Consider the following 26937-nt stretch of genomic DNA (forward strand, 5'->3'; position numbering starts at 1 on the left):
ATTAAGGGGTTATTTGTAATTCTTTAGATTGCGCAGATAATCCCTTAACCTTTTCTTCTAACATTCCTAAACGTTCTTCTAATTTAGGTAGACTACGGATTTTAGCAACTTGACGATGGATTTCTTGATATGGACGAGCAGGAGCTCCTCCATAGATACCAGGAGAGCTTATAGATTTAGTAACTCCTGTTTGAGCCATCATAATTACATGGTCTGTTATTGAAATGTGACCCGTAATTCCTGTTTGCCCTCCAATAATCACATGGTTACCAATTTTTGTAGAACCAGCGATTCCTGCTTGAGCAACAATCATACTATGTTTCCCAACTTCCACATGGTGAGCTATTTGCACTTGATTGTCAATTTTGGTGCCTTCACGTATGACGCTATTTTTGAAACGACCCCTATCTATGGTAGTATTTGCTCCTATTTCAACATCATCTTCGATAATCACTTTCCCTAAATGCTTGAGATGTTTATGCCGGCCAAAAGCATTGGTAATGTAACCAAAACCACATGAACCGATAATAGCACCAGGTTGAATGATCACACGCTTACCCATCTCTACACGTTCACGAATTACTACTCTAGGATGTATGAAGCAATGCTCTCCAAGAGTAGAATACGCACCTATAACACTACCAGTTCCAATATAGGTAGAATCTCCAATACATGCGTGTTGGCATATAACAGCATAGGGCTCTATACAAACATCTTTACCTATGGATGCTGTTGGATGAATAATAGCTGTAGGATGAATTCCTGGGAACCCTGACTCAACAGGAGAAATGAATAATTCGATGCATTTTTGAAAAGCTATAGAAGGAAATTCCGAGACTATAAGAAAATTTTTATTTAAATGACCGTACTTTTGAGCTTGAGCCTTTGATAAAATAATAGCCCCAGCTTCAGTAATCTTTATAAAACGAGCATATTTTTCATTGTCAAGAAAAGTTACATGGTGAGCTTTAGCTGCACTTATCTCTTCAACACCAGAAATAGGAGTTTCTGTATTTCCTTGAACTTCAACTTTTAATAAGCCTGCTAACTGTTGAAGAGTATAGACCAGCTCTTGAGGCATACAAAACTCCTTGGTTCTTGAGGTATCTTAGTTGTTTTTGAAAGATTCATCAAGAATTTTGATAATCTCATCAGTTTTATCAGCACTAGCATCAATGGATAGAACCACTTCATCGTTCAAGATCGCGTACAAACCTGTTTTTTCCCTTACTTTTGCAGAAGCCTTTTTTACTTCTTGTATGAGTTTTTGAACTCTTTTCATATTGGTTTGGTTCAATATTTGGTAGTATTGCGATTGTAAAGCATTATATTCTGCGGAAAGGTCCTCAAACTTTTTTCTTAATTCTTCAGCAGCTGAAGTAGAGAGACTCTCCATATAATCTTCGTCTTGTAATTTATTATAAAGTGACGACAGTTCTTCTTCCATTTTTTCAGAATTTTTTGAGAACTGTTGTTTCATGTTTTCTAGCTCTTCTGTTTCTTTTTTCCCAAAAGCAGATTCTTCTAAACAACGCTTCAAACTCACAACGCCTAAGCCACCCTTGCTAGAGCTTTCGTCAGCAAAAACTTGCTGCATACCTACTAAAGTTAGAAAAGTTAGAAAAACAGAGCTTACAGAGCTTAATGATTTTTTCATATTAACCTTTATAATATCTAAGAGATGAAGAGCTTTAGATTAGCAAAAGCTCTCTCTGAAGACAACCAAAGATTTAGAGCTTTGCTACTTTCTTTCACAGCTATACTTAGAAGACGCCTCCTAAAGCAAAGAAGAACCGTTGTGAAACATCGATTTTTTCGCCCTCAAACATTTCTGTAGGGCGGAATGGCCAACCAAATCCTAACATAACTGGAACGTTGTTCATTACGTCAAAGCGTAGACCCAAGCCAGCGCTTCCACAAAGATCTTTCAAACGGATAGTATATTCTTTAAGTCCAATAAATCCTGAATCTAGGAAGACAAAAGCACTCACGTTAGGTTGATTAATTAAAGGATACTGAAACTCTTCAGTAAGTAGGAGAGAAGATAACCCCCCTTGAGGTTCTGTAGGAGAAAACTTAGGACCAATGATAAATGGTTTATATCCCCGAACAGTGGTTTCTCCACCCAAGAAAAAGCGTTCACTAATAGGGATGCCTGCTATAGTCGTATCACCGAAAGGTTTAAGGAATTGAGCTTCTCCTTTGATTTTCAAAACCACTTTTTTTGTTAGCTTTCGATAAATTGAACTGTTTAAAGAGAGCTTTGTAAAGTGGTAGGCACCACCGAGACCAGAAACTTCGAAATTTATGCTACTACGTATACCTGTGGTAGGGTTTCTAGGGTTATTTACAGAATCGTAATTTAAATTTACACCGGCAGCGGATATAAAGCCTTTATTAGCAGCAAGATCTGGCCCAGCTTGATCTTGTTTCTTCTTATATAAGCTAGTTTGTGTGCCCCGGTAATAGATACCATATTTTAATTGTTGATTTAAGATATACGTAGTACTGACATTTCCACCATAAGTCTCAACGGAATAATCCTTAGAAAGAGCTCTATTAATAGACTTATCAAGTTCGACACCTAGAATCCACGGTGTATTTAAAAAGTGAGGCTTTGTCCATTTAAGAGTATAATCGGTGACTTTATCCCCAAAGTTTGCTTTTAAGAATAAATACTCTCCGCCACCTCTTAGACATTTAAAACCTTTAGAGAACAAATGTCCGACACCTAAAAGATCAAAATTGCTTTCAGAAAGCTCGATTCCTCCAAATAAATTGTCTAAAGAGCTAAAACCTAAAAATAATCCTAAGTTTCCTGTTGTAGTTTCTTTAACTTCTATGAAGATATCACGATATTCTTCAGCATTGTCTAATGGATCCAATTGAGAACGTGCAGTGTATACACTGACACTTTGGAAGTAACCAGTATTTCTGAGGCGTTGCTCAGTATCTTCAAGTTTTAATCTGTTGAAAGTATCCCCTGGGAATAGGCTACTTTCGTGTAAAATCACATCATGTTTTGTATGAGTATTTCCCGTAATTTTGATTAAACCAACTTTGTAAGGAGATCCTTCACTTACCTGGTAAGTTACGTCGTAAACAGGACGTGACGCATGAGGCGAAAATGTTACGTCAACATTAGTGTTAATGTAACCATACTTTGCATAAGTATTCTTAATTTTTTGTGCGCCTTCCCATATGTTTTCGGGGCAGTAAATATCATTAGGACCCGCAGATAATTGTTTTTCTACAAGACGTTTAGGCAGCACATCAAATCCTTGAATATGTACGTGACCTAAAGTATAAAGTGGGCCTTTCTCGACATCCATGTAGAGTACGATATTTCCAAATTCGTCTACTTCACGTCTGGGAGTAACTATTGCATCAGCATAGCCTAGATTATGTAAGTAATTGATGATGGCAAACGAGTCTTGTTCAACAATGTCAGGATGATATAGACCATTTCCCGTAAACCAACTGGTAGTTTTTGAATACTGTTTAGTCAGAATCAGTTCTTTGACATCAGCTTTTTCACATCTATTGAGACCAGAAATTTCTAATTTTTTAATTTTACCACAAGGACCTTCTTGAATCTGGATAAGGATATCAATGTAACCCCTGTGTTCATTATGATCTAATTCATAACAGAGTTGCGATTCAAAAAAACCGCGTTTAAGGTAGTAAACTCTAAGCTCATCAAAATTTTTTAAGAACTTTTCTCTATCAAATATATCATTTTCGTAGATTTGTAGAGTTTTAAGAATCTTATGAGAGGGTATGGCTTCATTCCCTATGATAGAAATTTTTCGAATGCATGGCTTGGCGACAAGAAGCAAAGAAATAGTAGTTTTGCCATTAGAAAAATCAACTTTTGGTTCTACTCTATCGTAATCCTTAGATAGATTGCGTAGGTCTTCATCAAAATCTGCTTGAGAAAACAAAGAGCCACTTTTCGTTTTTAATTTCGGTAGAGGATGTTTGTTTAAAGAATTTTCACCTTCAGTTGTAATCGTAATGGATTCAACTAGTGTGTATCCTTCCTTAACCGTTTCCGTAGCTGCTAGAGCTAATGGAGCATGGATTAGCGCCAAAACGGTACACCGCAGAATAACTTTATTTCGCATCATGAACATTCGAAAGAATTTCCCCTAGGCAGAAAAACTTGTTTATTGAAGTAAGCACAAAAATAAGGACTAGGATGTTTTTTAACAAGATCTTACTATCTTAAACATTAACAGTGCTTCTAGAGATACTTATGTTTTTATAACCAAAAAAAATAAAAGTGCAAAGGTTTTATTTCAAGTTTAATATGGGTTTCTTCCGGAAAAGGCTCTAGCAAGTGTTCCGGGGTCTATATAATCAAAAGACAATCCTATTGGCAAACCTAGAGCCAAACGAGAAATAGATTTAGAGGAATGAGAAAGCTCTTGTTTTAAGAAAAGAGCCGTAGCATCTCCTTCTAGAGTGGCGTCTAAAGCTAGAATAATTTCTTTCGGTTTTAAAAATTCTATACGTTGTTTTAGTAAATGCATTCTCCCTGCATCAATATGTTTTCCCGTTATTGGCGATAATAAGGCTCCTAAGACATAATAGTGACCTTTGAAAATTTGAGAGCGTTCTAAAGCAAAAACATCTTTAGGAGTTGCTACGATACACAATATAGACGTGTCTCGATTGTTTTGACAAAATGAGCAAAGACTTTCTGGGTGACTTTTCAAGCAAAAACAAGTGGGACAATGACTGCGTGCAGCAGAGAGTTCCGAAAAAGCTTTCCCCATAGATTCTAATTGATCCTTATCCCAATCTAATAGTTCGAAAGCTAGTTTTTCTGCTGTTTTAAATCCTATTCCAGGGAGTTTTCTAAGAAAAGAGATTAGTTTGGATAAATAGTCAGGATACTTTAGCATTTTGGCAATCTATAATTTTTTATTGCATCTCAGGGCGGCAGAAAGGGCTTAAATACTTAAAATAAAAGTTAGGGTATAAACTCTTTGAATAGTATACTAGCTTTTTTCTTTATTTATGGTTATGCGTGAAAAAAACAAGAAAGGCATCTATATGGGCTACAGGTTCTTATTTGCCCGAAAAAATTCTATCTAATTCTGATCTCGAACAGATGGTTGACACTTCGGATGAATGGATAGTAACAAGAACCGGAATTAAAGAAAGGCGTATCGCGGCAGCTAATGAATATACATCCATAATGGGGGCTAAAGCTGCTGAAAGAGCGATACAAAAAGCAGGTCTAACTAAAGACCAAATAGAATGTATTATTTTTTCTACATCAGCCCCGGATTATATTTTCCCTTCAAGCGCAGCCTTGGCTCAAGCTTATTTGGGAATAAAAGACGTTCCAGCATTTGATTGTATGGCTGCTTGTACCGGTTATTTATATGGTTTATCAGTAGCTAAAGCTTATGTTGAATCGGGGATGTATAATAATGTTTTGCTTATCGCAGCAGATAAACTCTCTTCTTTTGTAAATTATAAGGATAGAAATACCTGTGTTCTTTTTGGGGATGGTGGTTCTGCCTGTATTATTGGAGAGAGTCGTCCTGGCGCTTTAGAAATCACTAATGTGAATTTAGGAGCAGACGGAAGCGTAGCCGATCTATTGAGTCTACCTGCTGGGGGGAGTCGTGTTCCTGCTTCCAAAGAGACTCTAGAAGCGGGTAAGCATTTTATTTTTATGGAAGGGAAAGAAGTATTTAAACACGCAGTAAGACGTATGGAGTCCGCGGCTAAAACTTGTATTGCTGGCGCTGGAATTGAAGAAAGCGACATAGACTGGTTGGTCCCTCATCAAGCAAACGAAAGAATTATTGACGCTATAGCTAAACGTTTTGAAATAGATGAAGGTAAAGTATTTAAGACTTTGTGTAAGTATGGAAATACAGCTGCTTCTTCTGTATGCATAGCTCTTGATGAGTTATTGCAATCGCATATAATTCATTCTGGAGAATACTTGCTTCTAGTTGCTTTTGGAGGAGGGTTATCCTGGGGAGCAGTTGTTTTACAACAGGTAGAAAGTTAAATGACGAAAAAAATAGGATTTTTATTTCCAGGTCAAGGTAGTCAATATGTTGGTATGGGTAAAGATTTAGTAGAAAACTATCCAGAAGCAGCAAAAGTGTTTGCTTTGGCTGATGAAACTTTAGGATTTTCTTTATCCTCAATTATGTTTAATGGGCCTGAAGAGAAGTTGCTTGAAACTGCATATAGCCAACTAGCAATATACTTACATAGTTTAGCTGTAGTTGAAATTTTATCTTCAAGAACTTCTATAACCCCTGCAGCGGTTACAGGTTTAAGCCTGGGAGAGTATACTGCTCTAGTGGCTTCTGGACGCATTTCTTCAGTTGATGGCTTTAATATTATTAGTAAACGTGCTCAATTTATGAATCAGGCTTGTCAACAAAGTCCTGGTGCTATGGCAGCAGTTTTGGGATTGACAGCAGACATTGTTGAGCAGAATTTAGAAAGTTTAGGAGATGGGATTTGGGTTGCCAATTACAATGCTCCTAAACAACTAGTTATTGCTGGTCTAAGAGAAAAAATAGAAGAAGCTATTAAATTGTTTACAGATTTAGGAGCCAAAAGGGTGATGCTACTAAAAGTATTCGGTGCTTTTCATACCCCACTGATGCAGTTAGCTGAAGATGAGTTGGCGCCTTACTTATATAATTTGAATATGAATAGTTCTGAAATCTCTTTTGTATCTAATGTTACAGCCAACTTTCTAAGGAATAATGATGAAATTCTTCAGTGTTTGATCAAGCAAATGACTTCCCCCACGTTATGGTATCAAAGTTGTTCTAAAATAGATTTAGAAGTTGATGAATTTTTAGAGCTTGGTCCGGGTAAAGTTCTTGCTGGATTGAATCGTTCTATAGGATTAAATAAACCTATTAAAAGTTTAGGTACAGTAGAAAGCATTAATAATTTTTTATCAGGGCTATAGATATATGAATGGTGTATTGTTGGGAAAGAAAGTGATCGTTACAGGGGGATCTAGAGGTATAGGATTTGCTATTAGTAAGCTTTTTATAGAGCAAGGTGCGGACGTTGAGATTTGGGGAATAAATGACGAGGGTGGTAAGCAAGCTGCTCAAGAATTATCGAAAATAGGAAGACCCGCTACTTTTGCTAAAGTTGATGTTAGTAAGAGTCAATCTGTAAAAGATGCCGTTCAGAATTTTATTACAGAACATGGTAATATTGATATTTTAGTAAATAATGCGGGGATTACTCGAGATAATCTTTTAATACGTATGTCTGAAGAAGAGTGGTCTGCTGTTATTAACACTAATTTAAATTCCCTATACTATGTATGTTCTAGTGTGATTCGTCCCATGATTAAAGCTCGTTCTGGGTCTATAATTAACATTAGTTCAGTTGTTGGTTTAATGGGGAGTCCAGGACAGACCAATTACGCAGCTGCCAAAGCTGGTATTATAGGGTTTAGTAGAGCTTTAGCTAAAGAAGTTGCTGCAAGAAACATTAGAGTGAACTGCATAGCTCCCGGGTGTATTGATACTGACATGACTAGGGTATTAAATGATAATTTAAAAACTGAATGGTTAAAAAATGTTCCTATGGGGAGAATGGGTTTCCCTGAAGAAATTGCTAACGTAGCACTATTTCTTGCTTCACCCTTATCTTCTTATATAACTTCTCAGGTAGTGAGTGTTGATGGAGGTATGACATACTAAATAGGTTGCAAACAATCTAGATTGAAAAATTAGATTTTTGTGATACTGGTTGTTTTTCTCTTTTTAGTAAATTTTAGGTAATTGTGTAGATAAAACATAAGGATATAGCAATGAGTTTAGAAGATGATGTAAAGTCAATTATTGTGGAGCAGCTTGGGGTAGATCCAAGTGAAGTAAATGAGAATTCTTCATTTATTGAAGATCTTAATGCTGATAGTTTAGACTTAACAGAGTTGATTATGACTTTGGAAGAAAAGTTTAACTTTGAAATTTCAGAACAAGATGCAGAAAAATTACGTACTGTAGGCGACGTTCTCGCATATATTAAAACACGTCAGGGTTAGTAGTTGACTACTCCTTTTGAGGTGCGTTTGTATCCTTAGTGCATAATTTTCCACTAAAATAGCGCACCATTTCTTTTATTTTTGCTTTACATAAACGTTTTCTTAATGCATTCTTGAGGGCATTTTAGATTGTCTTTTATGAGATGGGATGTCTAAAAGTAATTTGCTTAGCATATAGCTCTAGAAGCGATAAAGCTACCGAAGGGCATTCTTCAACAATGCTCAGAAATTGCCCCTTACTTAAAATGAGGGTGCGAACTTGAGTTATTGCTTCCGCATTATATTCTCTGGGTTTGTTGCTGAATAGACTTTCTTCTCCAAAGCACTCTTGTGATGAAATTGTAACAGATAAGGATGAGTTGTTATCGGTAATTTTGACGTAACCTTCTACTATAATGTATAAGCTGAAACTTGGTTCTTCTGTAGAAAATATTTTTACTCCGGGTTTAAAGATCATGATTTCGGTTTTATCTGAAATCGCAAGGAGGATGTCCATATCTAAAGAATTAAATATAGGATTTTTCTTTAGAAGGAAGGCGCGGTCAATTAAATTCATCAAGAGACTCCTGGCTAAATAGTAAAGAAAGAAACTAGATTGTCAGAGTCATCTTTATTGTGATTTGTATGCTCTTCATCTAAAGTCAAATACGGTGGCACTGGTTGAAAATCAGCGTCGCAATTTGCTAATTCTTCCTTTAACTGTCTGGCTGTAAGTTTACTTAAATATGAAGGAGAATTTTCCATCATATTCAATAACTCTTTTAATGTTAAAGGAATAACCCCACATTTTAGATAGTATTTTTCACTACGTTTTCCTGGGTTATTAATGAAGGGATCAAGTAGAGCAAATAAATAATCCTCGCAATTTTTTTCTAGAGATTCTAGTGCTTGTGCTTGTGCTTTTTTATTTTTTCCTGTTAGGGCTCTTATAAGTATATCAGAGTGTTCTACAGATCCTAAAATACCGAGAAATTCAAACATGAAGTTCACTTCAGATTGATAATTTGATTCTAAGGTATTAACTAATAAGCTGAGGTTGTATTTAGGATAGGATTTTTGAATATAATTTTTATGATAATCATAAAAAATTGCTTTTAAAGCTTTAGATTTTACGATTTTATAAGCGTGTTTCTTAAAGAGTTTGTTATCAATTTTACAAAGTGCTTTGGCAGCAAGAATACGACAACGGTTGTGTATGTTATTATCAGAAAGAATCTGAAGGAATGAGGTAGCTGTTTCTTTAGGTAATCCTATAATAATCGACTCAGCGTGTTTCCTAGAGGTGCTTTTTAATAATGATGTGGTTATTAGGAATTCTTTAACTAATGAAGCATCTAAAATAATACTAATTGTTTTCAATAGATAGTAACAGGCTTCCTCGTTATGAAGATGGTGTCTTAGTACTTGTAGTAATTTCTTACAATAAGGCTTGTGTATGGTTTTAACGGATGCTTGTAGAGCCTTACATGTTTGAATAAAAATCTCGTTATTCGTGTTGTCTAGAAATTCGACCAAAGTAGAGAAATTATCAGGATTTTTTTCTAGGGTTAAAATAGAAAGTCCAATGGATACTACTTGAGAATCTGTAGAGGTGAGGAGTTCTTTAAGACGTGCATCTGCAATATCACGATATTGTCCACAGATTTCTTGTCGGCGAACTGTAAGAATTGCGGCAAATAATTTATCACCGGGTTCATCATAAAGGTCTTCGGAAATATCAGAGATGCCTAATAAGTCATGTTCTGCAAAATAGAGATGTATCCCGGCAGCAATTGAAGGGTGTGGTGTAGTCGTTGACCATCGTTTTAGAAGCTCTAGAGTAAGAAAATCTCTTGCCCAGAGACTATTCTTTAGCATTTCCATAGTCTTTAGCTTGCTCGGCAAGCTAAGCTTATTCATATGAGCTAATAAACTAGGGAGGACACTACGACTACCAAGATTTAGCAAATGTTGGAAAGCAAAGATTTGATGTTTTTCATGTTGATGCTTTAGATGAGTGAGTAGCAACAGTTCTGTTTGCCTCTTCTCTTTTAAAGTCATAGATTTTATCCATTCCAGCATGTTTTTTTTCAGATGAATAGCTTGAGACGATAAGTTTCTTAAAATGGCTTTGGCGTAGTATGACCTTAATAAACAAGCTAAGACGACTGTGATAAGGGATATAACAAGGCAAACTGTATATTGGTAGGAAATAGCAAAACATAAGAGAGCCCAAACGAACATGCCTACAGGCTCAATAAAGCACTCTATCGCAATTCTGATCTGATTTCGAATGCTGTTAGGAACCCCATAAATCAGCAATTGTAGGTTATTATCATCTAAAGCATAAGTCAATCCTTCACGAGCTACCATACCGATGGTGGCAATTCCAAGTGAGGTTTTAAGTGACCAACAGAAAAATAGGCTAGTAAAGCATAGAGGGGCAAAAAGGATAATATTGTTCACGCCCATATTCTTTACAATCCTGCTGTAGGCAAACAGAGCGAAGCACATGTTTGTTAAAGAAATCCAAGATGACCACTTTGTGATATGTGCTGTAAGTTCATATGTGTCCCCCTCCGCGAAGTGATGTTCGAAGATTTTTAAGTAGTTAAACTCTGTTGCGATAGCGAGTAGCTGCATTAAGAAATAAAAACATAGTAAATAGAAGGTGTAGCTATCCTTTAAACAGAGTTTAAAAGCTTTTGAAGCAGAAGGAGGATGACCAGTGTCTAGAAAATGATCGTGGTCTTCGGATAATTCCTTTAGAGATTTAGATACGTAATGCACAATGGGGTAGCAACTTAACAGAATCACAACAAAGAGTACCAGAATTCTTTCAATCCCGATGTATTGAATTCGGTTAACAATGCCGGAACCAATAGCGTCCCCTAAAAATATGATAGCATTGAATATGCTGAAATGTCTTTTAGCATCTTGAATATTAAAGAATTGATCTACAAATCCCCAGAAATTTGTATAAGCTAATGTTATAGAGCTCCATGTGAGCATGCGATAAATCAGTAGTGGTGTTGAGGGAATTTGACTATATGTTACTGCGTAACAAAAAAGATAGAGGTTGCATACAATGATGTTGGTTATGGGGAGTAAAAATAATGTCTTTGGAGCAACTCTTTTTTTGAATAGATTATAAAGAATAAGTGAAGAGAGAAGACATAGAATGGATGATGAGCCTAAATAAATGGCGGGGAGACCTTCTGTCCCTACATTTTCGAGAAAAAGCCCTTCACTTAATGCTAGTGAACCGTAACAACCTATTCCCCAAATTAACCCTAAAGATAAAAATAGAAGGGCTCTCCTCTCTTCTCCATGATGCAGATTCAGTAACAAACGAAGGGCTTTTTGCATGGCAAACCCACCTAAGAAAATAATATATTAACTGATGGAATTAATTAATTTCAAGGTGAGTCCAAATGATTAAACAATAATAAATTTTATACAATTTATTTTTTTTAATTCCCTGTTAATCTAGTTTCAATAGGCAAGGGTTTGTGATGACGAATTAATGAAACGCAAAGCACACTAATTAGGCAGATTACCGTAACTATTGAGGCGCTAACAATAGCCCAGATAGAGTTTGCTGTATTAACTAAAATGGCTGCAACTTGAGGGAGTACACCAGCGAGACCTAAGGAAGCTAAAACAATAATGATAATAGCAACTAAAGAGATGGCTAGAAGAAATGCTGATAAAGCCATAGGACCACTGCAAACGCCGGCAGGGGAAGATAACCCATGTAGTTTTGTCTTGATTGCAGCAACTTCGGTTCTAAGTTCAGAAACGACTGCAGAAGTATTTGCCATATGCGATTGCATAATACGCATCAGATAGCTTTGTTGATCTACTGTTCCAGAAGTTGAGCCCGGAACGTGAGGCCATCCCGATGAACATTGCTGCTGTAGACCTGATATAGTCGCCTGAATAGTAGATAACTGTGCTAAAATTTCATGTGCACTTAATGGAGTTAGCGATGTTTCGGTTGTATTTAAATCGGTTCTTACAGAGGTCATAATGTCTAACTTCTCCCAAGTATTCTTTTATAATAATCAAGCTTCTATTTGAGAATTGTTTACCATGTAGATTGCTGGTCTGCTTCTTAGTAAAGAAGTAATAGATATTGTGCAAAGAATCATTACGGAAACCGATGCACATGAGATAATAGGTAGAGATATACAGGCACCGACTGTATACATATTAAGTAGAGAAATAAATAGAGGGAAGCCTCCGCAAACAGAAACGATACAAATAATAAGCATTGTGATAGCAATAAGAGCCAAAAGTGTTAATGCCACTGCCGCAAGTTTAGAGCAAGTGGAGGGAGGCGTGGCACCTATTATGTAAGTGGCGTCATCTTCTGGATGAGAGGATCCCGTCTTGCGATCTGCGCGCGATTCGAATAATAGCTCTGTGATTGTACTTAAACATCCTTTTAGACTGTCTACTTCATCTTTTAAAAGAACCATATTACTAGCCACGTTATTTCCTGTGGCAACAGCTTGAGAAGCAGATCTATCTAAAAAGCTAATTCTCTCCTCGATTTTCTTCACTCGATTATCTAATGCCTTAATTCTTCCGTCAAAGCTTAGTAAGACTCTATTTAAACCTTCTTGATCGTGGGATTGACTGGATGACGACAATGGTGTTGTTGACATATGCTTCCTTACTCTGCTTTGAGAAAAATAACAAAACTTAAAACACTATATCTTAAAGAACAGAATATATCAAGACATAAGCTTTTAATTGTCTAAGTTATATAAGGAAAAACATTTAAAAAGTTTTTTATTTAAAGACCATAAAATAACTAATCCTATAGACCATTGTAAAATCAAACTAGAAAGACTGTAAACAGATATAGGATTCCACCAATCGCCGTCTTCAGGGAAAAGCCCTTCGTAAAAATACCAACACAGTAAAGTAGCCCCCTCGATAGGAAGTAAATATTTTATCATATAATCAAAAGATTTATTGAGGTGTATATCCCCAGGAACAGCGTTAATAATTTTCTTTTTTAAATGTGGTAGCCCGTAATTTATTGCTGCATAGATAAAAATAAGACCATTGATAATTAATCCTATCCCCCAGACAGTGTCTTGGTTAGCAAATACTGCCAGACTTAAAGAAGATGGCACACCAAGAATAAAGGCGATAATTGTGGCGGATAACTCTGCTATGTGTTTTTTGACGCCGAACTCTGAGAGTGTTTGCGAGAACAAAAACAGCATTGAAATCATTGATGAAAGAGCGGCCATAGCAAAAGCCAGGAAGAATATAGAACTGAAAATACCAGGTAGATAGGCAGAGCCTGGAACTCGGGTAAACAATTCTGGAAGATAGACAAAAGCTATGCCTATACTGGATGAGCCTGCACCTTGTTGTAATTGCGTTGTGCCTAAAGTGTCCAATGAAGCGCACGTAGCAAATACAATGACCCCCATAATTAGGGAAACGAGGTTATTAGATATTGCTGTAAGAGCTCCGTTGCTGACCACACCAGTTTTTTTTGAGGCAAATCCTGAATATACTAGGAGTAATCCCCAACCAGCCCCTGTATCCCAGGCATTTTGGGTTAGAGCTTCTAACCACAATTTGTAGCTAGATAATGAGGTAAAATCTAGGCTAAAGAGCTGCTTGATCCCTTGCATGGCGTTAGGAAGTGTAATAGCTCTTAGGAGTAGAACTAGAGTGCAAGCAAAGAACGAGGGGATAAGAATTTTGTTGCATTTCTCAATGCCTTGTACAATGCCCTTACGAATGATCATATAAGCTAAAAACAGAGACAGGAAATGAAAGAATAGAGGGGAAAGGCTTTGATAGTGTATTTCCCACAATTGAGAAAAGTCATTCCCAGCATAAATTTTTCCGGAAATAGAGTAGTAGAAATAGCTCAGACCCCACCCAACAATATTCGAGTAATAAGCTAGAATACACGTTGTTACTAAAGTAATAAAGCCTCCCAACCAGGCATATTTTGGACCTGCTGTTTTAATTAGAGTGCCTATTGGAGCTTTTTTTGTTAATTTTCCTAGAGAAAGCTCTATGATAATGAGAGGAATAGACCAGATAAATAAAAAAAGAAGCCAAATTAAAATAAAGGCACCATTGCCATTTTGTGCTGCAATTCTAGGAAAACGCCAGATATTGCCAGCACCAACGGCTATTCCCATCATGGAGAAAATAAAGCCTAGTCTAGAAGAAAAATGGGTTCGATGTTTGCTCATTACATTTACTCTAATTCAATAAACTTATCTGAAAAGTGTTTGTTTGTCATACTTACAACACAACAATCAGACCAGACATTTAAAGATGTTTCAACCATGTCTAAGATGGTATAGAAAGGAAGGATTAATCCTAATAAATGTAGGGGAATTTGCATTGAAGTAATCAGAGAGGAGGCTAGGAAAAAGCATCCCATAGGTACCCCTGCATTTCCAATAGCACATAGCGTCGCAATAAAGATCCAACCAATCATTGAGAAAATAGAAAAACTAACACCATTGGATATCGCAACAAAGAGCACGGTAATCAAGATAAAGGCTGCACAACCATTCATGTTAATTACAGAACATAGAGGAAAGGCAAGTCTTGATAATGATGGTTTGATTTTGAGTTCTTCCTCAGCTAATTCCATTGTTAAAGGTAATGTAGACGCAGAGGACTTTGAAAAGAAGGCTGTAATTAATGCAGGAGACATGCTTTTAGCTATTTTGATAGGTGAAAGCTTATTGGCTTTCAAAAGCCATGGAAGGACAATACACCCCTGAATTAAGTTCGCTCCTATTACACAAAGGAGATATTTACTAAAAATCACCAAGTTATCTTGGCTGTGAGTGACTTCCTTGTAGAACAGAATGGAAAAAGCCATGGTGGCTGGGATAAGTAATTTCAGTATCCCTTTAGCAATATTGAGAAGAATAGAAAAAAACGCTGAGAATAGTGTTTGAGTGAAATTTTTTTCTTTTTCAGAGAGGAAGAGAGAGGAAATCCCTAATAAAGCAGCTAAAAATGTCGCAGAGATAACATTATTGTCTAAAAATGGCTCAAGAATGTTCCCAGGAATGGTATTTGCTAAGACCTTAAGGTATCCCGTTGAGCAAGTGGCTGAAGCAGATCCCGCAGCTTCTTCTAACGGCATAACAGGGTAGATGATGATAAATAGTCCTAAACCAATCGTAGCAGATATAATAGTAGTAAGAAGCGTGTAATAGAGAACTTTGCTGCCCAGGGACAACATTATTTGAAAATTTTTAATTGATGTGATCGTAGAGCCAATAGCAAAAAACACTAGAGGAAGACTTAAAAATTTTAACAACTTTAGAAAAATTCCTGATACAATCTCTGCACTTTGAAATATCAAGGGGAAATTAAGGGAAGCGAGAACCAATCCTACTAACATACTTCCTAATAATAAGAGGTTGTAGTTCGATTTCGCGATTTTCTTTCTCATGATTGGCACTAAAAAATTTTTAATAAAAGTGTAATGAGAGTATAGTGATTCGAGAATTTCTTTTCTTTGAAATAAAATAAAATAAAACTTTTTTTAAAGTGTAACATGTCTTGTTTTAATTTGCCCTCAGTTAACCGAAGATTAGCTCCTGTTGGACCTAACCACTTTCCGGACGAAACCAATTGGAAAAATGTGTTTGAGTCCAAGATTATCAAAAACTCTAGCAAGCATTCGGAATTAGAGAGATATCAGGTAAACCACCAAACACGTGTTGCCGTAATTGCTGTATCTGTGCTGATAACTTTAGTTTTATTAGCTATGCTTCTTGGAACTTTACAAATTCAAGCTTTTGTCATGACATGGGTTTCGGTTGTTGTAGCTGTAGCTATTCCCACTATTTTACTCACAGGTGGAATGTATGTCTTGTATAGGATTAGCAATAAAGTAGATGTTCTTGCAGGATCAGTAATCAAACCTTTTGGGAATAGGATTTGGGCCCCGATGCCAATATGTCAATATTGCAAACCTAAAGCTGAAGAAAAAGAACGCATTCACAAAAGAATTCAAGAAAGTCATATAGATTTGTCAACTTTGGATAAAAATAGTTCTGGAGTGGCATTGGTATATTTTTATCCAGATGGTATAGATTATAGAATCCCAACCTTTGTATTTCCTTTAATAGCAGCTCCTTTTCTTGTTTTGATTAAAATAGTTTATAATTTGATCAGATTTATAGTAATTCCTTTTTACATACTTTTGCAAATGGTCATACAATATTTTTCTAAAGCTGATGTCTCTGAAGAAGATCGCTTTATTTTCAAGGATATAGTTCGAGAAATGGCTAGATCTCTTGTTAACTTTCTGAAGGCTCCTTTTTATGGCACAGCTTCAATGATGGCAGTCTTTTACGGCTTGTTGAATCCTTTAGGAGGGCGAGTTGCTTATAGTTGTGTTGAAAGAGCTTGGAATAATGATGTGATTCGTTCTCGTGGCTTGTGGTTGGCAGTTCCTCAACATAATTTTAAATTTGAAGGAGGAGGTACACGACAAGGATTAGGACAATTCAGTTATTACCTAATGGGATGTTTTCAACCTATTGGTATGTTTTTATTTAGACAAGGACAGATTGTTTCAGGTGCTCATACATCGGTGCAGTACTATCAAGAGAATCTACCTATTTATCCAGGAATAGCTGTTATTCCTGCTCCTGAAGTTGAAAAAAAGTAATAATGATGAGTAATTGGGAGATGCTAACAATGTAGAGTTTAAAAAATTGGTCTAGTCAGTTTTCTTTTAAACTCCCGTCTAAAATATTTTTGATGAAAAACTTAAATGCGTTAAACTAATCTCAAAGTTTTTCTGTCGGACACTTTTACGTTTACTATCTAGGTATATTAGTTTTGAAATTCTAAGCTTTTTGTCTCAGAAAACCTTCAACAGTAGTATAACTTGGAGTTGTATCCTCTAGGGATAGAAACTCAATCTTTTATGGTGTCCTCTAAGTTGTATGAGGAGAGAATATGATAGTACAGCAGTCACAAGATGGGATCATCCTTACCTTTCATTTCTTCTAAAAATTTCCAAGGAGAATCCGATATAATCCCCGAATTCGGTTGTCCAGCGGCATTCATAAATTTCCTTATTTCCGAGTTAGTAGACCTTGAAGGTTCTTCAGAGATTGCTGAGGGCTATTTATCTTTATCAGAGAGCCTATTGATGCTTTCTCGAGATCATATAGTAGTCTTAAAAATAGTAATTTTCTATGGGATGAAGTATGGGGTGAATAAGAAAAATTCTCGGATGTTGGTCGATGTTTTAGCATACATAGATATCTTATTTAAAAAATTAGGCATTAGCTCTTCGGATAGACTATCTTTGTGTTCTGCTAAAGTGTGCGCGAATTTTGAATTATTTTCTTTAACTGGTGACACTAAATTCTTTGATCAGGTCTTTAAAGATTTTCATGTTCTAGAACAGTTACTCAAGATTCATCCTCATTTGAATGATAGGTTAGGTTGGGAGCATTTTTGTTGCGGAGAAAAACACGAAGAAGTTTCTTATTTAGCAACTGCTTATGTATATGAAACTGTAGGAAAATCTTACCTAACGTTATATTGTAGAAGCAAAGAAAGAGAAGCTCTTATACGAAGCTCTCAATGTTTTTCTAAGGTATTAAGCCTGGTTCCAAATCGAGCAAGTGCTCACGCGGATTATGCCGAATGTTTGCAATTTTTCGGCCTGGAATTGGGAAAGTCTTCCTATATAGAACAAGCTATAGATCACTTGTCTAAGGCTATTTTTCTTAGCTTTAATCGTCATATTGATAGCGCTGCTCATGAGAACTATCGCTATAACTATGCTTTAGCAGTAGTAAGATTATTCGATCTGACTTATGAAAAAGAGCATTTCTACCAGGCGAATAGGATATTGTATCAAACAGTGCAAGCATATCCTCATATTGCTGAGCTGTGGGTGTTATGGGGGGAATTGTTGATTCGTTCCGGTTGGCTTAATAGCAACATGAAGCACATAGAAATGGGGTTGGATAAGCTTGCTTCTGCACAGAAAAAAGGAGCAGACCCGATTATTTTATCATCTCTTCTTGCCAAGGGAATAGCGGTCCTTGGGTTGTATTTAGACGAACCAAATCTATTGAGAGAAAGCCGTACGCGATTAGTTGCCGCAATGAGAGCTTTCCCCGGGAATAGTCATTTAATTCAAGCGTTAGGGGTGGTACAGCTTTGTTCAGCTTTATATTTTAGTGACGATGCGAGTTTTGCAGCTGCTGCATCTTGTTTTAAATCTTGTATTGAATGGGATGCAGAAAATATCAACGGGTGGCAGAAGCTTTTTGATGTATATTTTGCTTGGGGGGTAAGAAAAAAAAGTGTGAGATTGTTGCATAAAGCTGTTGATATTATGAAGAGGTTATGTTCTTTGCGTCCTGAAGTATTTTTATTTTGGAGTGATAGAGGCTTAGCTTTAAAATGTTTAGCTGAAGCAACAACAGATCTTGCTTATAAGGAAATTTATTTAGAAGAATCTTTACTATACTATCGTAAGGCTTGGGATTTTACGCATCGAATAGAAATTTTGGAATTGTGGGGGCATTCTTGTTATTTATTAGCAGATCTTCAAGAGTCTCTTGAATATTATGATCAGGCTTATACTTTATTATCCGGTATAGATGAAGATAAACGGTCTTTTAGGGCTAAGATCATTATTGCGTCTACTCTCTTAGGAAAAGGGAAACTATTAGAAGATGAGTCTTTGGTTGAACAGGCTTTAGTTATTTTAAATTCGTTAATAGATGAATGTCCTGATCAAGAGGACTTACTACTCTTATTAGGAGAGGCGTGGCTATTTTTATTTTGGAAACGACGTTGTTTGGAATCTGAGGAATTAGTTAGGCTATATTTAGAACAGGCAGTTGCCTTAGGGTGTAGCGAAGCTTATTACACTCTGGGTAAGTTTTATGCTGTTAAAAAAGAGATAGGTCAGGCTTGGGCCATGGTAATGCGCTCTGTTGATTTTGGTTTTAAAATTACAGAATCGCGGTGGTTAAATGATCCGTGTTTAGCAAATTTGCGAGCGGGGCACGAGTTTCATGAAGTTGTGGCTAATCAAAGAGGTAAACTATGGTGGGCGAACAAAACAGAGGCGAAGAGAAACTAGACGCAGCTCTTGGTTCAGGAAACTTAATGGATTCAAAAACTAGCCATTTGGATGATGAGCTAAGTTTTAAGTTAGAGAAAGCGTTTACTTGTTTATCTACGGATATACATTCCCACGATCTTTCCAAGATTGTTAGTGAATATAATCCTATAGACTTAGCTTATGCTGTTTCTTGTTTACCACCAGATTCACGCGCTATTCTTTATAAAAATCTATCATGTATAGCATCTCGAGTTGCTTTTATTATTAATACAGACTCAGCTTCTCGTTGGGCTATTTTTCGTAAATTGACTGATATAGAAGTATGTGCATTGATTGATCAGATGCCTCCAGATGAGGCTGTATGGGTATTAGATGATATTCCTGATCGACGATACCGTAGAATTTTAGAATTGATAGATTCTAAAAAGGCGTTAAAAATTCGTGATTTACAAAAACACGGTCGGAATACAGCAGGGCGGCTCATGACGAATGAGTTTTTTGCTTTTTTGATGGAAACGACAGTAAAAGATGTTTCCGCTTGTATTAGAAATAATCCAGGCATAGATTTAACCCGGCTGGTATTTGTTTTGGATTTTAAAGGAGAGCTTCAAGGTGTAGTTACCGATAGAAGTCTAATAATTAATCCTCCTGAAATCTCTTTAAAACAGATTATGAGTCAAGTAGAGCATAAAGTTTTACCTGATGCAACTCGAGAAGAAGTTGTTGATCTAGTAGAACGTTATAAAATTGCTGCTTTACCGGTTGTTGACGAAGAGAACTTTTTAATAGGCGCGATTACATATGAAGATGTTGTAGAAGCTATTGAAGATATCGCCGATGAAACTATAGCTCGCATGGCGGGAACAACAGAAGATGTAGGGTACCATAGTTGTCATGTTGTTCAGAGATTTTTACTGAGAGCTCCTTGGTTATTAGTTACTCTTTGTGCTGGACTAGTCAGTGCTTCAGTGATGGCCTATTTTCAAAAGATAGCCCCATCATTGCTAGCTTTAGTTATTTTCTTTATTCCTTTAATTAATGGAATGTCTGGGAATGTCGGTGTTCAATGTAGTACGATTTTAGTGCGTAGCATGGCTACAGGGACTCTTTCATTCGGAAGACGTAGAGAAACCATATTTAAAGAGATGAGTATTGGTTTATTAACTGGCGTAGCTTTAGGAATTCTTTGCGGGATTGTTGTTTATCTTATGGGATTCATAGGGATGAATCTTTTTTCTGGAGGAGGATTACAGCTTGGGGTTACTGTAGCAGCAGGTGTTTTAGGAGCATCATTAACAGCGACTACTTTAGGCGTTCTTTCCCCGTTTTTCTTTGTGAAATTAGGGGTAGACCCAGCTTTAGCTTCAGGGCCTATTGTCACGGCATTAAACGATATTATGTCTATGGTGATATTCTTCTTAATAACAGGTTTCTTGAACTTTTGTTTCTTCAGTTAATAGTTCTTCTATATTGGTTGATCAACTTCATAAGGTTCTTATTTCTTCAGTACTTCTGTTACACTCTAAAAAAGATTCCTCAGATCTACTTTTAGATACTCAAGCATACCAGCGGTGTGTTGCTAGAGATGCCGTAATTATGGTCGTCATTTTCTCTATTACTGTTGTCCTTGCTATTCTAGGTGTTTTACTTGTTGGCTCTAATGTCCTTACCTCTTCAATAGCTCTTATCTGTTTTTCTAGTGCGATTACAGCAGTGTGTTTGATAGGTTTGGTTCTTGTTTTTATTTTAAACGCAGAGAAGAGGATCTTTCACAAGATTGCTCTTTCTAACGAACTGGAATTTTCTGAAGATGAACAAACTTTTTTACAAACATTATTGAACTTAACCGTTCCAGAGGAAGTACAAGAAACAGAGATCCAAACATTATCAGTAGGCACTCCTGAGCAGGTATTTATTACTGGAACATTTTATCGCAACAATCCTTCTTATAGAGACAATATTTCTGAGCGAGTAGAAAGGCTACAGGCTTCTTTTATAAGTTTTGCCAAGACCTTTACTAATGCTATTATGCATTGTAGGAGGGAATCAGGAAACTTAATACAGGGCATCATTAGGGAAATCAATGATTTGTTTATTCCCTTATTACGTTCTAGAGATCAAGAGACTTCATTGTGTTATTGTTTGCAAGTGTGGAGCGAACTTTTAATGCAGCATTCTTTTGTAGATTTTATTGTCCTTATTCTTGAGAAACCAGAGATTAATAATTTCCTCCTTAAGAAGTTTATAGATGTTGTTGAATCTTGGAATGCCAATCACGATAATACTACTTATATTTCTAGAGCTTTACAAACGTTTAATCTTTGGCTTTACGGTTTATATTTGGGGGAGCCCTGCATAGAAATTCTTGAAGGTTATAACTCTCAACTTCTTACTTTGAAGGACCGTGCTTATTTAGAGGAAGGAAATTTCATTCAACTAATTTTCTCTAGAGCCAAACCAGAATTACGTACTAGATTTGCTGATTTTTTAAACACATCCATACATGCTCTAGCTGCTAGAAAATGTTATAACATACAAAATAGTATGAACTCTGATGAGTATATGCAAAATGATCCTTCATTACGTGAACTGATAGATAACCTTAATTTGAGAATGACTTTTTGTTTGAATTTACCTTTATGCTCTTCTTGGAAATTTAAGTTTGCTTTAGCCAGGAATCTAAAGGGTATATACGATTTAAATCAGTTTATTATGGAAAATTATTGCAGTTTAATAGCGAATCCCTTTTTTCTTATAGAACTGCTCCATAGCCATGCTAAATATCAAAGTTTTATCCAAGGATTACTAACTAAGGCAATGCCTATAGGTTATTGGAAATCTTTAATAGAGCCTATAATTGCAGGTTTATTTGCTGTAGGAATAGCGAACGAACGAGAACTCAGTGTTATGGCGAATCACTTAGGTTTGAGTTTTAGAGATTTGATCTCCGTGATTTCTTCAAATCGTTTTTTAGAAGTTTTATTCCCACATTTATTCGCCGAGTAGATGTCTTAATTTATTCTCAAGCTTTTGGGAAAGACGGATTTTCTGTGATTAAGAAACACAAAAGGCAGTCCTTAAAAAAGCATTTAAGGTACTGCTTTTGTGTATCCTTTTAGATTTATTTAATGAATTTTTTATGAGCGTAGTAGATGCCAAAAGGTATCATACAATTTATTGAGAAGGCTAATAATAAAAAGGCGGAGTAGCCTATTTTACAAGCTCCAGATAATTGCGTGACTTCTTGCGGAGGTAAGAAGCTAATCCATAAAGCAAATACACAAGAAAGTATTCCTGAGATTGAAAGTAGGCAGATACCAAAAAATTTTCCAGGAACTGAATAGAGCCGTTGAGCTTTGGGCTCTTTAATACGTAAGAGAGGACCTGAAATAAATAGGCAAATGTACATTGCTAAATACATTTGTATACTTAAAGCACTAAGGATCCAGTACGCTAAATCTGCTGAGTCTAGACACAGGAATATCAAGGTGAATACAGTGACTACAATAGCTTGAAATAACATGAGGTTTGTAGGGACATTCTTTGAGTTTACTTTTTTAAACATTCTAGGAAGACAGTCATTTTGTGTGGAGACGAATAAGCCCTTAGTTCCTGCGAACATCCACGCGTTAAGTTCTCCCAAAGATCCTGCGATGGTCATAACTACAACAATGCTTGTCATCCAAGAAAGCTTATATTTGTCAAAGAATAAAGAAAATGCCTTAACAAGACCTGAAACCAAACTGATTTCTTCTTTTGGAATGACAATGGCTATCGAAAGAGATCCTAAAACTAAGATAGCTAATGTACAAATTGCTCCAATAAACACGGCTTTCGGGTAATTCTTTCTAGGGTTGACCATGTCAGAGGCAAGGTTAGCATTAGCTTCTAATCCACATAGGGCTAAAAGCATCCCTGCTAGCAATACAAAAGAAGACATACCGTGAATATCAGGAATTAGATCCCCCCATGAAAGGGAAATGGCTATAGGATTACCAGATAGAATCCAGAAAATAGCCAAAGTTACTAAAATAGCACCTGGAATCAAAGTTCCTATGATAACACAGACCGAACTGAACAACGCTGATGTACTAATCCCGAAGAAATTAAAGAAGGTTAAACCCCAAAATCCAGCCAGGATAACAGTAGCCAGATAAATTTTATTGTGAGCTAGATCTGGATTAATTTTATACACCAGAGTACTAGCAATAAATGCAAGCATTGCTGGGTACCAAGTCATATTATGGAACCATTGCATCCATATTGAGAAGAATCCCCACCATTTTCCTAAGGCATCACGAGTCCAAATATAAATTCCTTGAGGTTTAAATGATGCTAATTCCGCAGAAATAAGAGCATAAGGGATCATAAAACAAGCTACAGCTAATGCATAGAAGAAAAGAGTGGATAAGCCGTGTTTTGCTGTTAGAGGTAGGTTCCTTAAACTGATCACTACTGCTAGAGACAACATTCCAACAGTAAAAGTGCCTAAAGGTTTTGAGGGTTTTGAATGGGTGTGCATAAGAGCCTTCTTTAGATTACGCTATTGTAATACTCGGGTCTAAGTAAATATCTTGAATTAAATTTAATAGTTGTATGCCTTCGGTCATAGGTCTTTGGAAAGCCTTTCTTCCCAAAATGAGCCCCATACCTCCAGCTCGTTTGTTAATCACAGCAGTTTTTACCGCCTCTACAAAGTCATCTTTCCCAGAGGGACCTCCGGAATTAATTAGTCCTACCTTACCACAGTAGCTATTAAGCACCTGATAACGACACAGGTCAATTGGATGATCCGAGGAGAGTTCGGAATATACTTTATCATCCGTCTTACTAAATTTAATAGCTTTAAAACCACCTTGGCATGTAGGTAGTTTTTGTTTTACGATATCAGCACCTAAAGTTGCTCCTAAATGATCGGCCTGACCGGTCAAATCAGCAGCTGTATGATAGTCGACGTTATTAGTGATAAAGTGGGGATTTCTTAAATAACACCACAATACTGTGGCCAATCCTAGTTCTCTAGCTCGTGCAAAAGCTCGAGAAACCGCGGTTATCTCCTCTGAAGATGTCTCAGAACCAAAATAAACGGTTGCTCCAACTGCAACAGCACCCATATTATACGCATTTTCTACCTGACTAAAGAAAATCTGATGGTAGGTTGTTGGATAGGATAATAGCTCATTGTGATTGAGCTTCAACATAAAAGGAATTTTATGAGCGTATTTTCTTGAAAGTAAGCTTAAAACTCCATAGGAAGAGGCTACAGCAGAACATCCCCCCTCAATCGCTAAGCGAATAATGTTTTCGGGATCAAAATAGATGGGGTTGGGAGAAAAAGATGCCCCCGCGGTATGTTCTACTCCCTGGTCTACGGGAAGAATTGAGAGGTATCCTGTATTACCCAACCTTCCATGGGAAAACATCGACTGTAAGGATCTTAATACAAGGTTGTTTCTGTCAGAATAAGAAAAAACTTTATCGATAAAATCTGGTGAGGGAAGTGTAAGATTTTCTTTGAGGATATGTTTGCATTTGTGTTTTAATAATTCTTCTGCGTCGTCTCCTAACAAATCATATATCTTCGACATACAAATATAGTCTCCTTAAGTGGTAACAAAGGTTAGTTTGGGGTTAATGAGTAAGATTTGTCAAGAATCTTTATAAAACAATCATTAAAAAGAGAAAAAATTATACTTTTTAAAATCTTTAAACATTTAAAATGGAGTAGCACCTTCTTTATTTCAGAGTGAAATTAAATGTCACAACCCTCAATTAATGCTCATCTTCGAGCTAACACTACTACGAATCAATCTATTCATGATGTCTCTTCTGAACTAGTTTCTATCGTTCCTAGCGGGAAGGATACTGCATGTAAAATAAGACAGTCTCAAATTATTAGTTTGATTTCGGCTGTGATTGCAGCTATCTTGTTGTTAGCTATTCTTATTCTTCAACTAATTCCTGGGGCTCCTGTTGCTTTTACCTTAGTACTAGGGTTAGTTCTTGTGGGTACAACAGCAATATCCTTGATATCTTTTGCTATTTATTTCCTTAAAATTAGGAAAATATTTTTTGAGCTTTCTGAAGCCTCGAAAGAGTTAAGGAACACCTTCTTTAATTTCTCCTTAGATTTTTTACACACTGTAGAGCCGCAAAGGATCACACAACTGCCAAGATATGGATTAAGATCACTACAACCAGCTTCTTTATTAGTTTCTAATCAAGTATCCACAACCTCTAGCTCGAATTCGATCATTGCAACATCACCTGCTTCTACCTCCACACCCTCTTTGTCTCTTCCATCACCTTTATCTTCCCCGACACAAACTGAGGATTTAGTTGGTACAGAGGTTGTGACTGAAGATCTGTCTGAAGAAGGAACTTCTGCGTCAACAGTAGGTGAAGAACCGGCGGTTTCTCCTGAAAGAGTTTCGACCCTAGTTCATGGGGAACAACCATCTACTTCTGGCGCCACCTCTCCTGATATGGAAAGCATGAATGTTGACGCTCTATTTCAATCCAATCTAATGCGCCTCCTGGATATTGCCCAAGCAGGTGGGCGACATCCTTCTATAGAAGAACACCCTAGGTATAAAAAAGAACATAGTAAAGCTACTAAATCCTTTTCTGTTTTTTGTAGAGGAATAAGGGACATATGGAACAAGTTAATTCGGGGAGAAACGCCTGTGAGTGTTAGAGACTTGCTAACCATGTCTACAATTCCGTTGTTTAGTGCGGATAATCACTCTATTTTGTCCATTACTTGTAATGCCAAAGCAGCATTTTCCAGTGATCTTTGGGGAGCTTTCTGGCTAAATGATACCCTCATAAATTCGCAGAATGCAGCAACCCTCTTTGATCTTATTCGGTTATTAAAGACATTAAACCAACAATCGGCTTATACAGCATCTTTGATAAGTTTGAATGTGTTGCTGTCGGGATGGTGTCTATGCAACCAGAATCTCTCTACGAATGTTGTGGGGTCAGTAGAAAAATTACCTCTATCTCAACAAGATAAGATGTTGGTTTTAGAAATGTTGAATTCTGGAAATATTATTGGGGCTTTAGTATTTATACATGGGAGAAACGATCCAAGCATCAAAGCCATTATGCGGATCCATGATATAAATGCGCGTGGCAAGACTATACCCAATCTACAGGCTGCTGTTGATATACCATTTGAGAGTATTGACCCTTATAATTTGCGTGCAATCACAGTAATGGGAGATTTAGCTGAAAGCAACCAATCCGGACAAGACAGCACACTTATGAGAGAGTTTCAAAGAATTTTTGAGAGATTAGGTGATCACTTACCATCAGGCATTTCAGGATTAGCTTATAGTTTCGGCGCTGGCCCCGATCCTCAACTAAGTTCAGCATACGCAGAAGCGACAGATTTCTTGCGTCAGCATCCACCTACATCAACATCTAAAATTTTCTGTGTTTTACAAGCTAGTCGTGGTGCACCAAAATTACAAACTCGTCTGAAAGCTTATCTTCCTTATGCTGGTAAGGCTGCTATAGCTTCTGTAATTTCTACATTAATTTTAGGAGGATATTCCCTAGGATTATTTACCCATAAACAAATTAATGGTTTACGCTCAGCTTTAGGAATTTCTGAACGCGATTTGTTGCGTCTCATTGAATCTAGAAAAATAGCGGGAGCTATTCTTCCTCAACTTTTATTATAACACATATTTCTGTTACTTTATTAACAGGAAGTTTGTGGAATACGGGAGTTTATAAATTAATTTCCACTTACTTTTTATACTTTAAA

20 protein-coding genes and 1 pseudogene are annotated in these 26937 nt (G+C 36.6%); 9 read left to right on the forward strand and 12 right to left on the reverse strand.

Annotated features, from left to right (window positions below; translation table 11 throughout):
* Position 1 precedes the first annotated feature (1 nt).
* From lpxD to recR, 4 genes are all read right to left on the reverse strand, one after another.
* Entirely contained in the window at positions 2 to 1081 is a 1080-nt protein-coding gene (gene lpxD / locus E1N70_RS04405) for a UDP-3-O-(3-hydroxymyristoyl)glucosamine N-acyltransferase (RefSeq protein WP_131744331.1), read from the reverse strand.
* 27 nt (positions 1082 to 1108) lie between these two features.
* Positions 1109 to 1657 carry an OmpH family outer membrane protein gene (locus tag E1N70_RS04410; protein WP_131744332.1) on the reverse strand — a complete coding sequence of 183 codons (549 nt, stop codon included), beginning with the start codon at positions 1655 to 1657 and terminating at the stop codon, positions 1109 to 1111.
* A 106-nt stretch (positions 1658 to 1763) separates the two neighbouring features.
* Positions 1764 to 4136 carry an outer membrane protein assembly factor BamA gene (bamA, locus tag E1N70_RS04415; protein ID WP_131744333.1) on the reverse strand — a complete coding sequence of 791 codons (2373 nt, stop codon included), beginning with the start codon at positions 4134 to 4136 and terminating at the stop codon, positions 1764 to 1766.
* A gap of 171 nt (positions 4137 to 4307) precedes the next feature.
* Entirely contained in the window at positions 4308 to 4910 is a 603-nt protein-coding gene (gene recR, locus E1N70_RS04420) for a recombination mediator RecR (protein ID WP_131744334.1), read from the reverse strand.
* Between the two features lie 125 nt (positions 4911 to 5035).
* Here recR and fabH point away from each other — a divergent pair, with 125 nt between their 5' ends.
* The 4 genes from fabH (at position 5036) to acpP (ending at position 8059) form a co-directional block, all read left to right on the forward strand.
* Positions 5036 to 6037, forward strand: a complete 1002-nt coding sequence (gene fabH / locus E1N70_RS04425; protein WP_131744335.1) for a ketoacyl-ACP synthase III — start codon at positions 5036 to 5038, stop codon at positions 6035 to 6037.
* Complete coding sequence (fabD, locus tag E1N70_RS04430; RefSeq protein ID WP_131744336.1) at positions 6038 to 6964, forward strand: ACP S-malonyltransferase; 927 nt, start codon at positions 6038 to 6040, stop codon at positions 6962 to 6964.
* A 4-nt stretch (positions 6965 to 6968) separates the two neighbouring features.
* Positions 6969 to 7715: a 3-oxoacyl-ACP reductase FabG gene (gene fabG, locus E1N70_RS04435; RefSeq protein WP_131744337.1), complete on the forward strand. Its 747-nt coding sequence runs from the start codon at positions 6969 to 6971 to the stop codon at positions 7713 to 7715.
* 110 nt (positions 7716 to 7825) lie between these two features.
* Positions 7826 to 8059, forward strand: coding sequence for an acyl carrier protein (acpP, locus tag E1N70_RS04440; protein ID WP_131744338.1), 234 nt, complete (start codon positions 7826 to 7828; stop codon positions 8057 to 8059).
* A gap of 136 nt (positions 8060 to 8195) precedes the next feature.
* Here the strand turns inward: acpP and E1N70_RS04445 are convergent, their stop codons facing one another.
* From E1N70_RS04445 to E1N70_RS04470, 6 genes are all read right to left on the reverse strand, one after another.
* Complete coding sequence (locus E1N70_RS04445; protein WP_131744339.1) at positions 8196 to 8615, reverse strand: cyclic nucleotide-binding domain-containing protein; 420 nt, start codon at positions 8613 to 8615, stop codon at positions 8196 to 8198.
* A gap of 14 nt (positions 8616 to 8629) precedes the next feature.
* The gene (locus E1N70_RS04450) at positions 8630 to 11407 is read right to left on the reverse strand and encodes a hypothetical protein (RefSeq protein ID WP_131744340.1); all 2778 of its coding nucleotides are present in this window, start codon (positions 11405 to 11407) and stop codon (positions 8630 to 8632) included.
* A gap of 104 nt (positions 11408 to 11511) precedes the next feature.
* A complete protein-coding gene (locus E1N70_RS04455) occupies positions 11512 to 12069 on the reverse strand; it encodes a hypothetical protein (protein WP_131744341.1) in 558 nt (185 codons plus the stop codon).
* Between the two features lie 36 nt (positions 12070 to 12105).
* Positions 12106 to 12711, reverse strand: coding sequence for an inclusion membrane protein IncB (gene incB, locus E1N70_RS04460; protein WP_131744342.1), 606 nt, complete (start codon positions 12709 to 12711; stop codon positions 12106 to 12108).
* Positions 12712 to 12795: 84 nt separating this feature from the next.
* Positions 12796 to 14277 carry a sodium-dependent transporter gene (locus tag E1N70_RS04465; RefSeq protein WP_131744343.1) on the reverse strand — a complete coding sequence of 494 codons (1482 nt, stop codon included), beginning with the start codon at positions 14275 to 14277 and terminating at the stop codon, positions 12796 to 12798.
* Positions 14278 to 14282: 5 nt separating this feature from the next.
* Positions 14283 to 15503 carry a dicarboxylate/amino acid:cation symporter gene (locus E1N70_RS04470; protein ID WP_131744344.1) on the reverse strand — a complete coding sequence of 407 codons (1221 nt, stop codon included), beginning with the start codon at positions 15501 to 15503 and terminating at the stop codon, positions 14283 to 14285.
* Positions 15504 to 15608: 105 nt separating this feature from the next.
* Here E1N70_RS04470 and E1N70_RS04475 point away from each other — a divergent pair.
* The 4 genes and pseudogenes from E1N70_RS04475 (at position 15609) to E1N70_RS04490 (ending at position 22166) form a co-directional block, all read left to right on the forward strand.
* A pseudogene (locus E1N70_RS04475) lies at positions 15609 to 16743 on the forward strand (hypothetical protein).
* Positions 16744 to 17045: 302 nt separating this feature from the next.
* Positions 17046 to 19178 carry a hypothetical protein gene (locus E1N70_RS04480; RefSeq protein WP_131744346.1) on the forward strand — a complete coding sequence of 711 codons (2133 nt, stop codon included), beginning with the start codon at positions 17046 to 17048 and terminating at the stop codon, positions 19176 to 19178.
* 26 nt (positions 19179 to 19204) lie between these two features.
* On the forward strand, positions 19205 to 20617 hold the full coding sequence (gene mgtE / locus E1N70_RS04485) for a magnesium transporter (RefSeq protein ID WP_006343173.1): 1413 nt from the start codon (positions 19205 to 19207) through the stop codon (positions 20615 to 20617).
* 139 nt (positions 20618 to 20756) lie between these two features.
* A complete protein-coding gene (locus E1N70_RS04490; RefSeq protein ID WP_131744444.1) occupies positions 20757 to 22166 on the forward strand; it encodes a CT214 family putative inclusion membrane protein in 1410 nt (469 codons plus the stop codon).
* A 115-nt stretch (positions 22167 to 22281) separates the two neighbouring features.
* Here E1N70_RS04490 and E1N70_RS04495 read toward each other — a convergent pair whose 3' ends face one another.
* Both E1N70_RS04495 and E1N70_RS04500 read right to left on the reverse strand, forming a co-directional pair.
* Entirely contained in the window at positions 22282 to 23682 is a 1401-nt protein-coding gene (locus E1N70_RS04495) for an amino acid permease (protein ID WP_131744347.1), read from the reverse strand.
* Positions 23683 to 23698: 16 nt separating this feature from the next.
* On the reverse strand, positions 23699 to 24748 hold the full coding sequence (locus E1N70_RS04500; protein ID WP_131744348.1) for a class I fructose-bisphosphate aldolase: 1050 nt from the start codon (positions 24746 to 24748) through the stop codon (positions 23699 to 23701).
* A 168-nt stretch (positions 24749 to 24916) separates the two neighbouring features.
* On the opposite strand from E1N70_RS04500, the gene E1N70_RS04505 reads away from it, so the two are divergent.
* On the forward strand, positions 24917 to 26851 hold the full coding sequence (locus E1N70_RS04505) for a CT214 family putative inclusion membrane protein (RefSeq protein WP_131744349.1): 1935 nt from the start codon (positions 24917 to 24919) through the stop codon (positions 26849 to 26851).
* Positions 26852 to 26937 lie beyond the last annotated feature (86 nt).

It is taken from the genome of Chlamydia buteonis, from assembly GCF_900634605.1.
GTDB lineage: Bacteria > Chlamydiota > Chlamydiia > Chlamydiales > Chlamydiaceae > Chlamydia > Chlamydia buteonis.

Excerpts from the sequence above, each read along its gene's own strand:
- lpxD (WP_131744331.1), bottom strand. The coding sequence starts at position 1,081 with ATGCCTCAAGAGCTGGTCTATACTCTTCAACAGTTAGCAGGCTTATTA.
- E1N70_RS04410 (WP_131744332.1), bottom strand. The coding sequence starts at position 1,657 with ATGAAAAAATCATTAAGCTCTGTAAGCTCTGTTTTTCTAACTTTTCTA.
- bamA (WP_131744333.1), bottom strand. The coding sequence starts at position 4,136 with ATGTTCATGATGCGAAATAAAGTTATTCTGCGGTGTACCGTTTTGGCG.
- recR (WP_131744334.1), bottom strand. The coding sequence starts at position 4,910 with ATGCTAAAGTATCCTGACTATTTATCCAAACTAATCTCTTTTCTTAGA.
- fabD (WP_131744336.1), top strand. The coding sequence starts at position 6,038 with ATGACGAAAAAAATAGGATTTTTATTTCCAGGTCAAGGTAGTCAATAT.
- fabG (WP_131744337.1), top strand. The coding sequence starts at position 6,969 with ATGAATGGTGTATTGTTGGGAAAGAAAGTGATCGTTACAGGGGGATCT.
- acpP (WP_131744338.1), top strand. The coding sequence starts at position 7,826 with ATGAGTTTAGAAGATGATGTAAAGTCAATTATTGTGGAGCAGCTTGGG.
- E1N70_RS04445 (WP_131744339.1), bottom strand. The coding sequence starts at position 8,615 with ATGAATTTAATTGACCGCGCCTTCCTTCTAAAGAAAAATCCTATATTT.
- E1N70_RS04450 (WP_131744340.1), bottom strand. The coding sequence starts at position 11,407 with ATGCAAAAAGCCCTTCGTTTGTTACTGAATCTGCATCATGGAGAAGAG.
- E1N70_RS04455 (WP_131744341.1), bottom strand. The coding sequence starts at position 12,069 with ATGACCTCTGTAAGAACCGATTTAAATACAACCGAAACATCGCTAACT.
- incB (WP_131744342.1), bottom strand. The coding sequence starts at position 12,711 with ATGTCAACAACACCATTGTCGTCATCCAGTCAATCCCACGATCAAGAA.
- E1N70_RS04465 (WP_131744343.1), bottom strand. The coding sequence starts at position 14,277 with ATGAGCAAACATCGAACCCATTTTTCTTCTAGACTAGGCTTTATTTTC.
- E1N70_RS04470 (WP_131744344.1), bottom strand. The coding sequence starts at position 15,503 with ATGAGAAAGAAAATCGCGAAATCGAACTACAACCTCTTATTATTAGGA.
- E1N70_RS04480 (WP_131744346.1), top strand. The coding sequence starts at position 17,046 with ATGGGATCATCCTTACCTTTCATTTCTTCTAAAAATTTCCAAGGAGAA.
- mgtE (WP_006343173.1), top strand. The coding sequence starts at position 19,205 with ATGGATTCAAAAACTAGCCATTTGGATGATGAGCTAAGTTTTAAGTTA.
- E1N70_RS04490 (WP_131744444.1), top strand. The coding sequence starts at position 20,757 with ATGGTCGTCATTTTCTCTATTACTGTTGTCCTTGCTATTCTAGGTGTT.
- E1N70_RS04495 (WP_131744347.1), bottom strand. The coding sequence starts at position 23,682 with ATGCACACCCATTCAAAACCCTCAAAACCTTTAGGCACTTTTACTGTT.
- E1N70_RS04500 (WP_131744348.1), bottom strand. The coding sequence starts at position 24,748 with ATGTCGAAGATATATGATTTGTTAGGAGACGACGCAGAAGAATTATTA.
- E1N70_RS04505 (WP_131744349.1), top strand. The coding sequence starts at position 24,917 with ATGTCACAACCCTCAATTAATGCTCATCTTCGAGCTAACACTACTACG.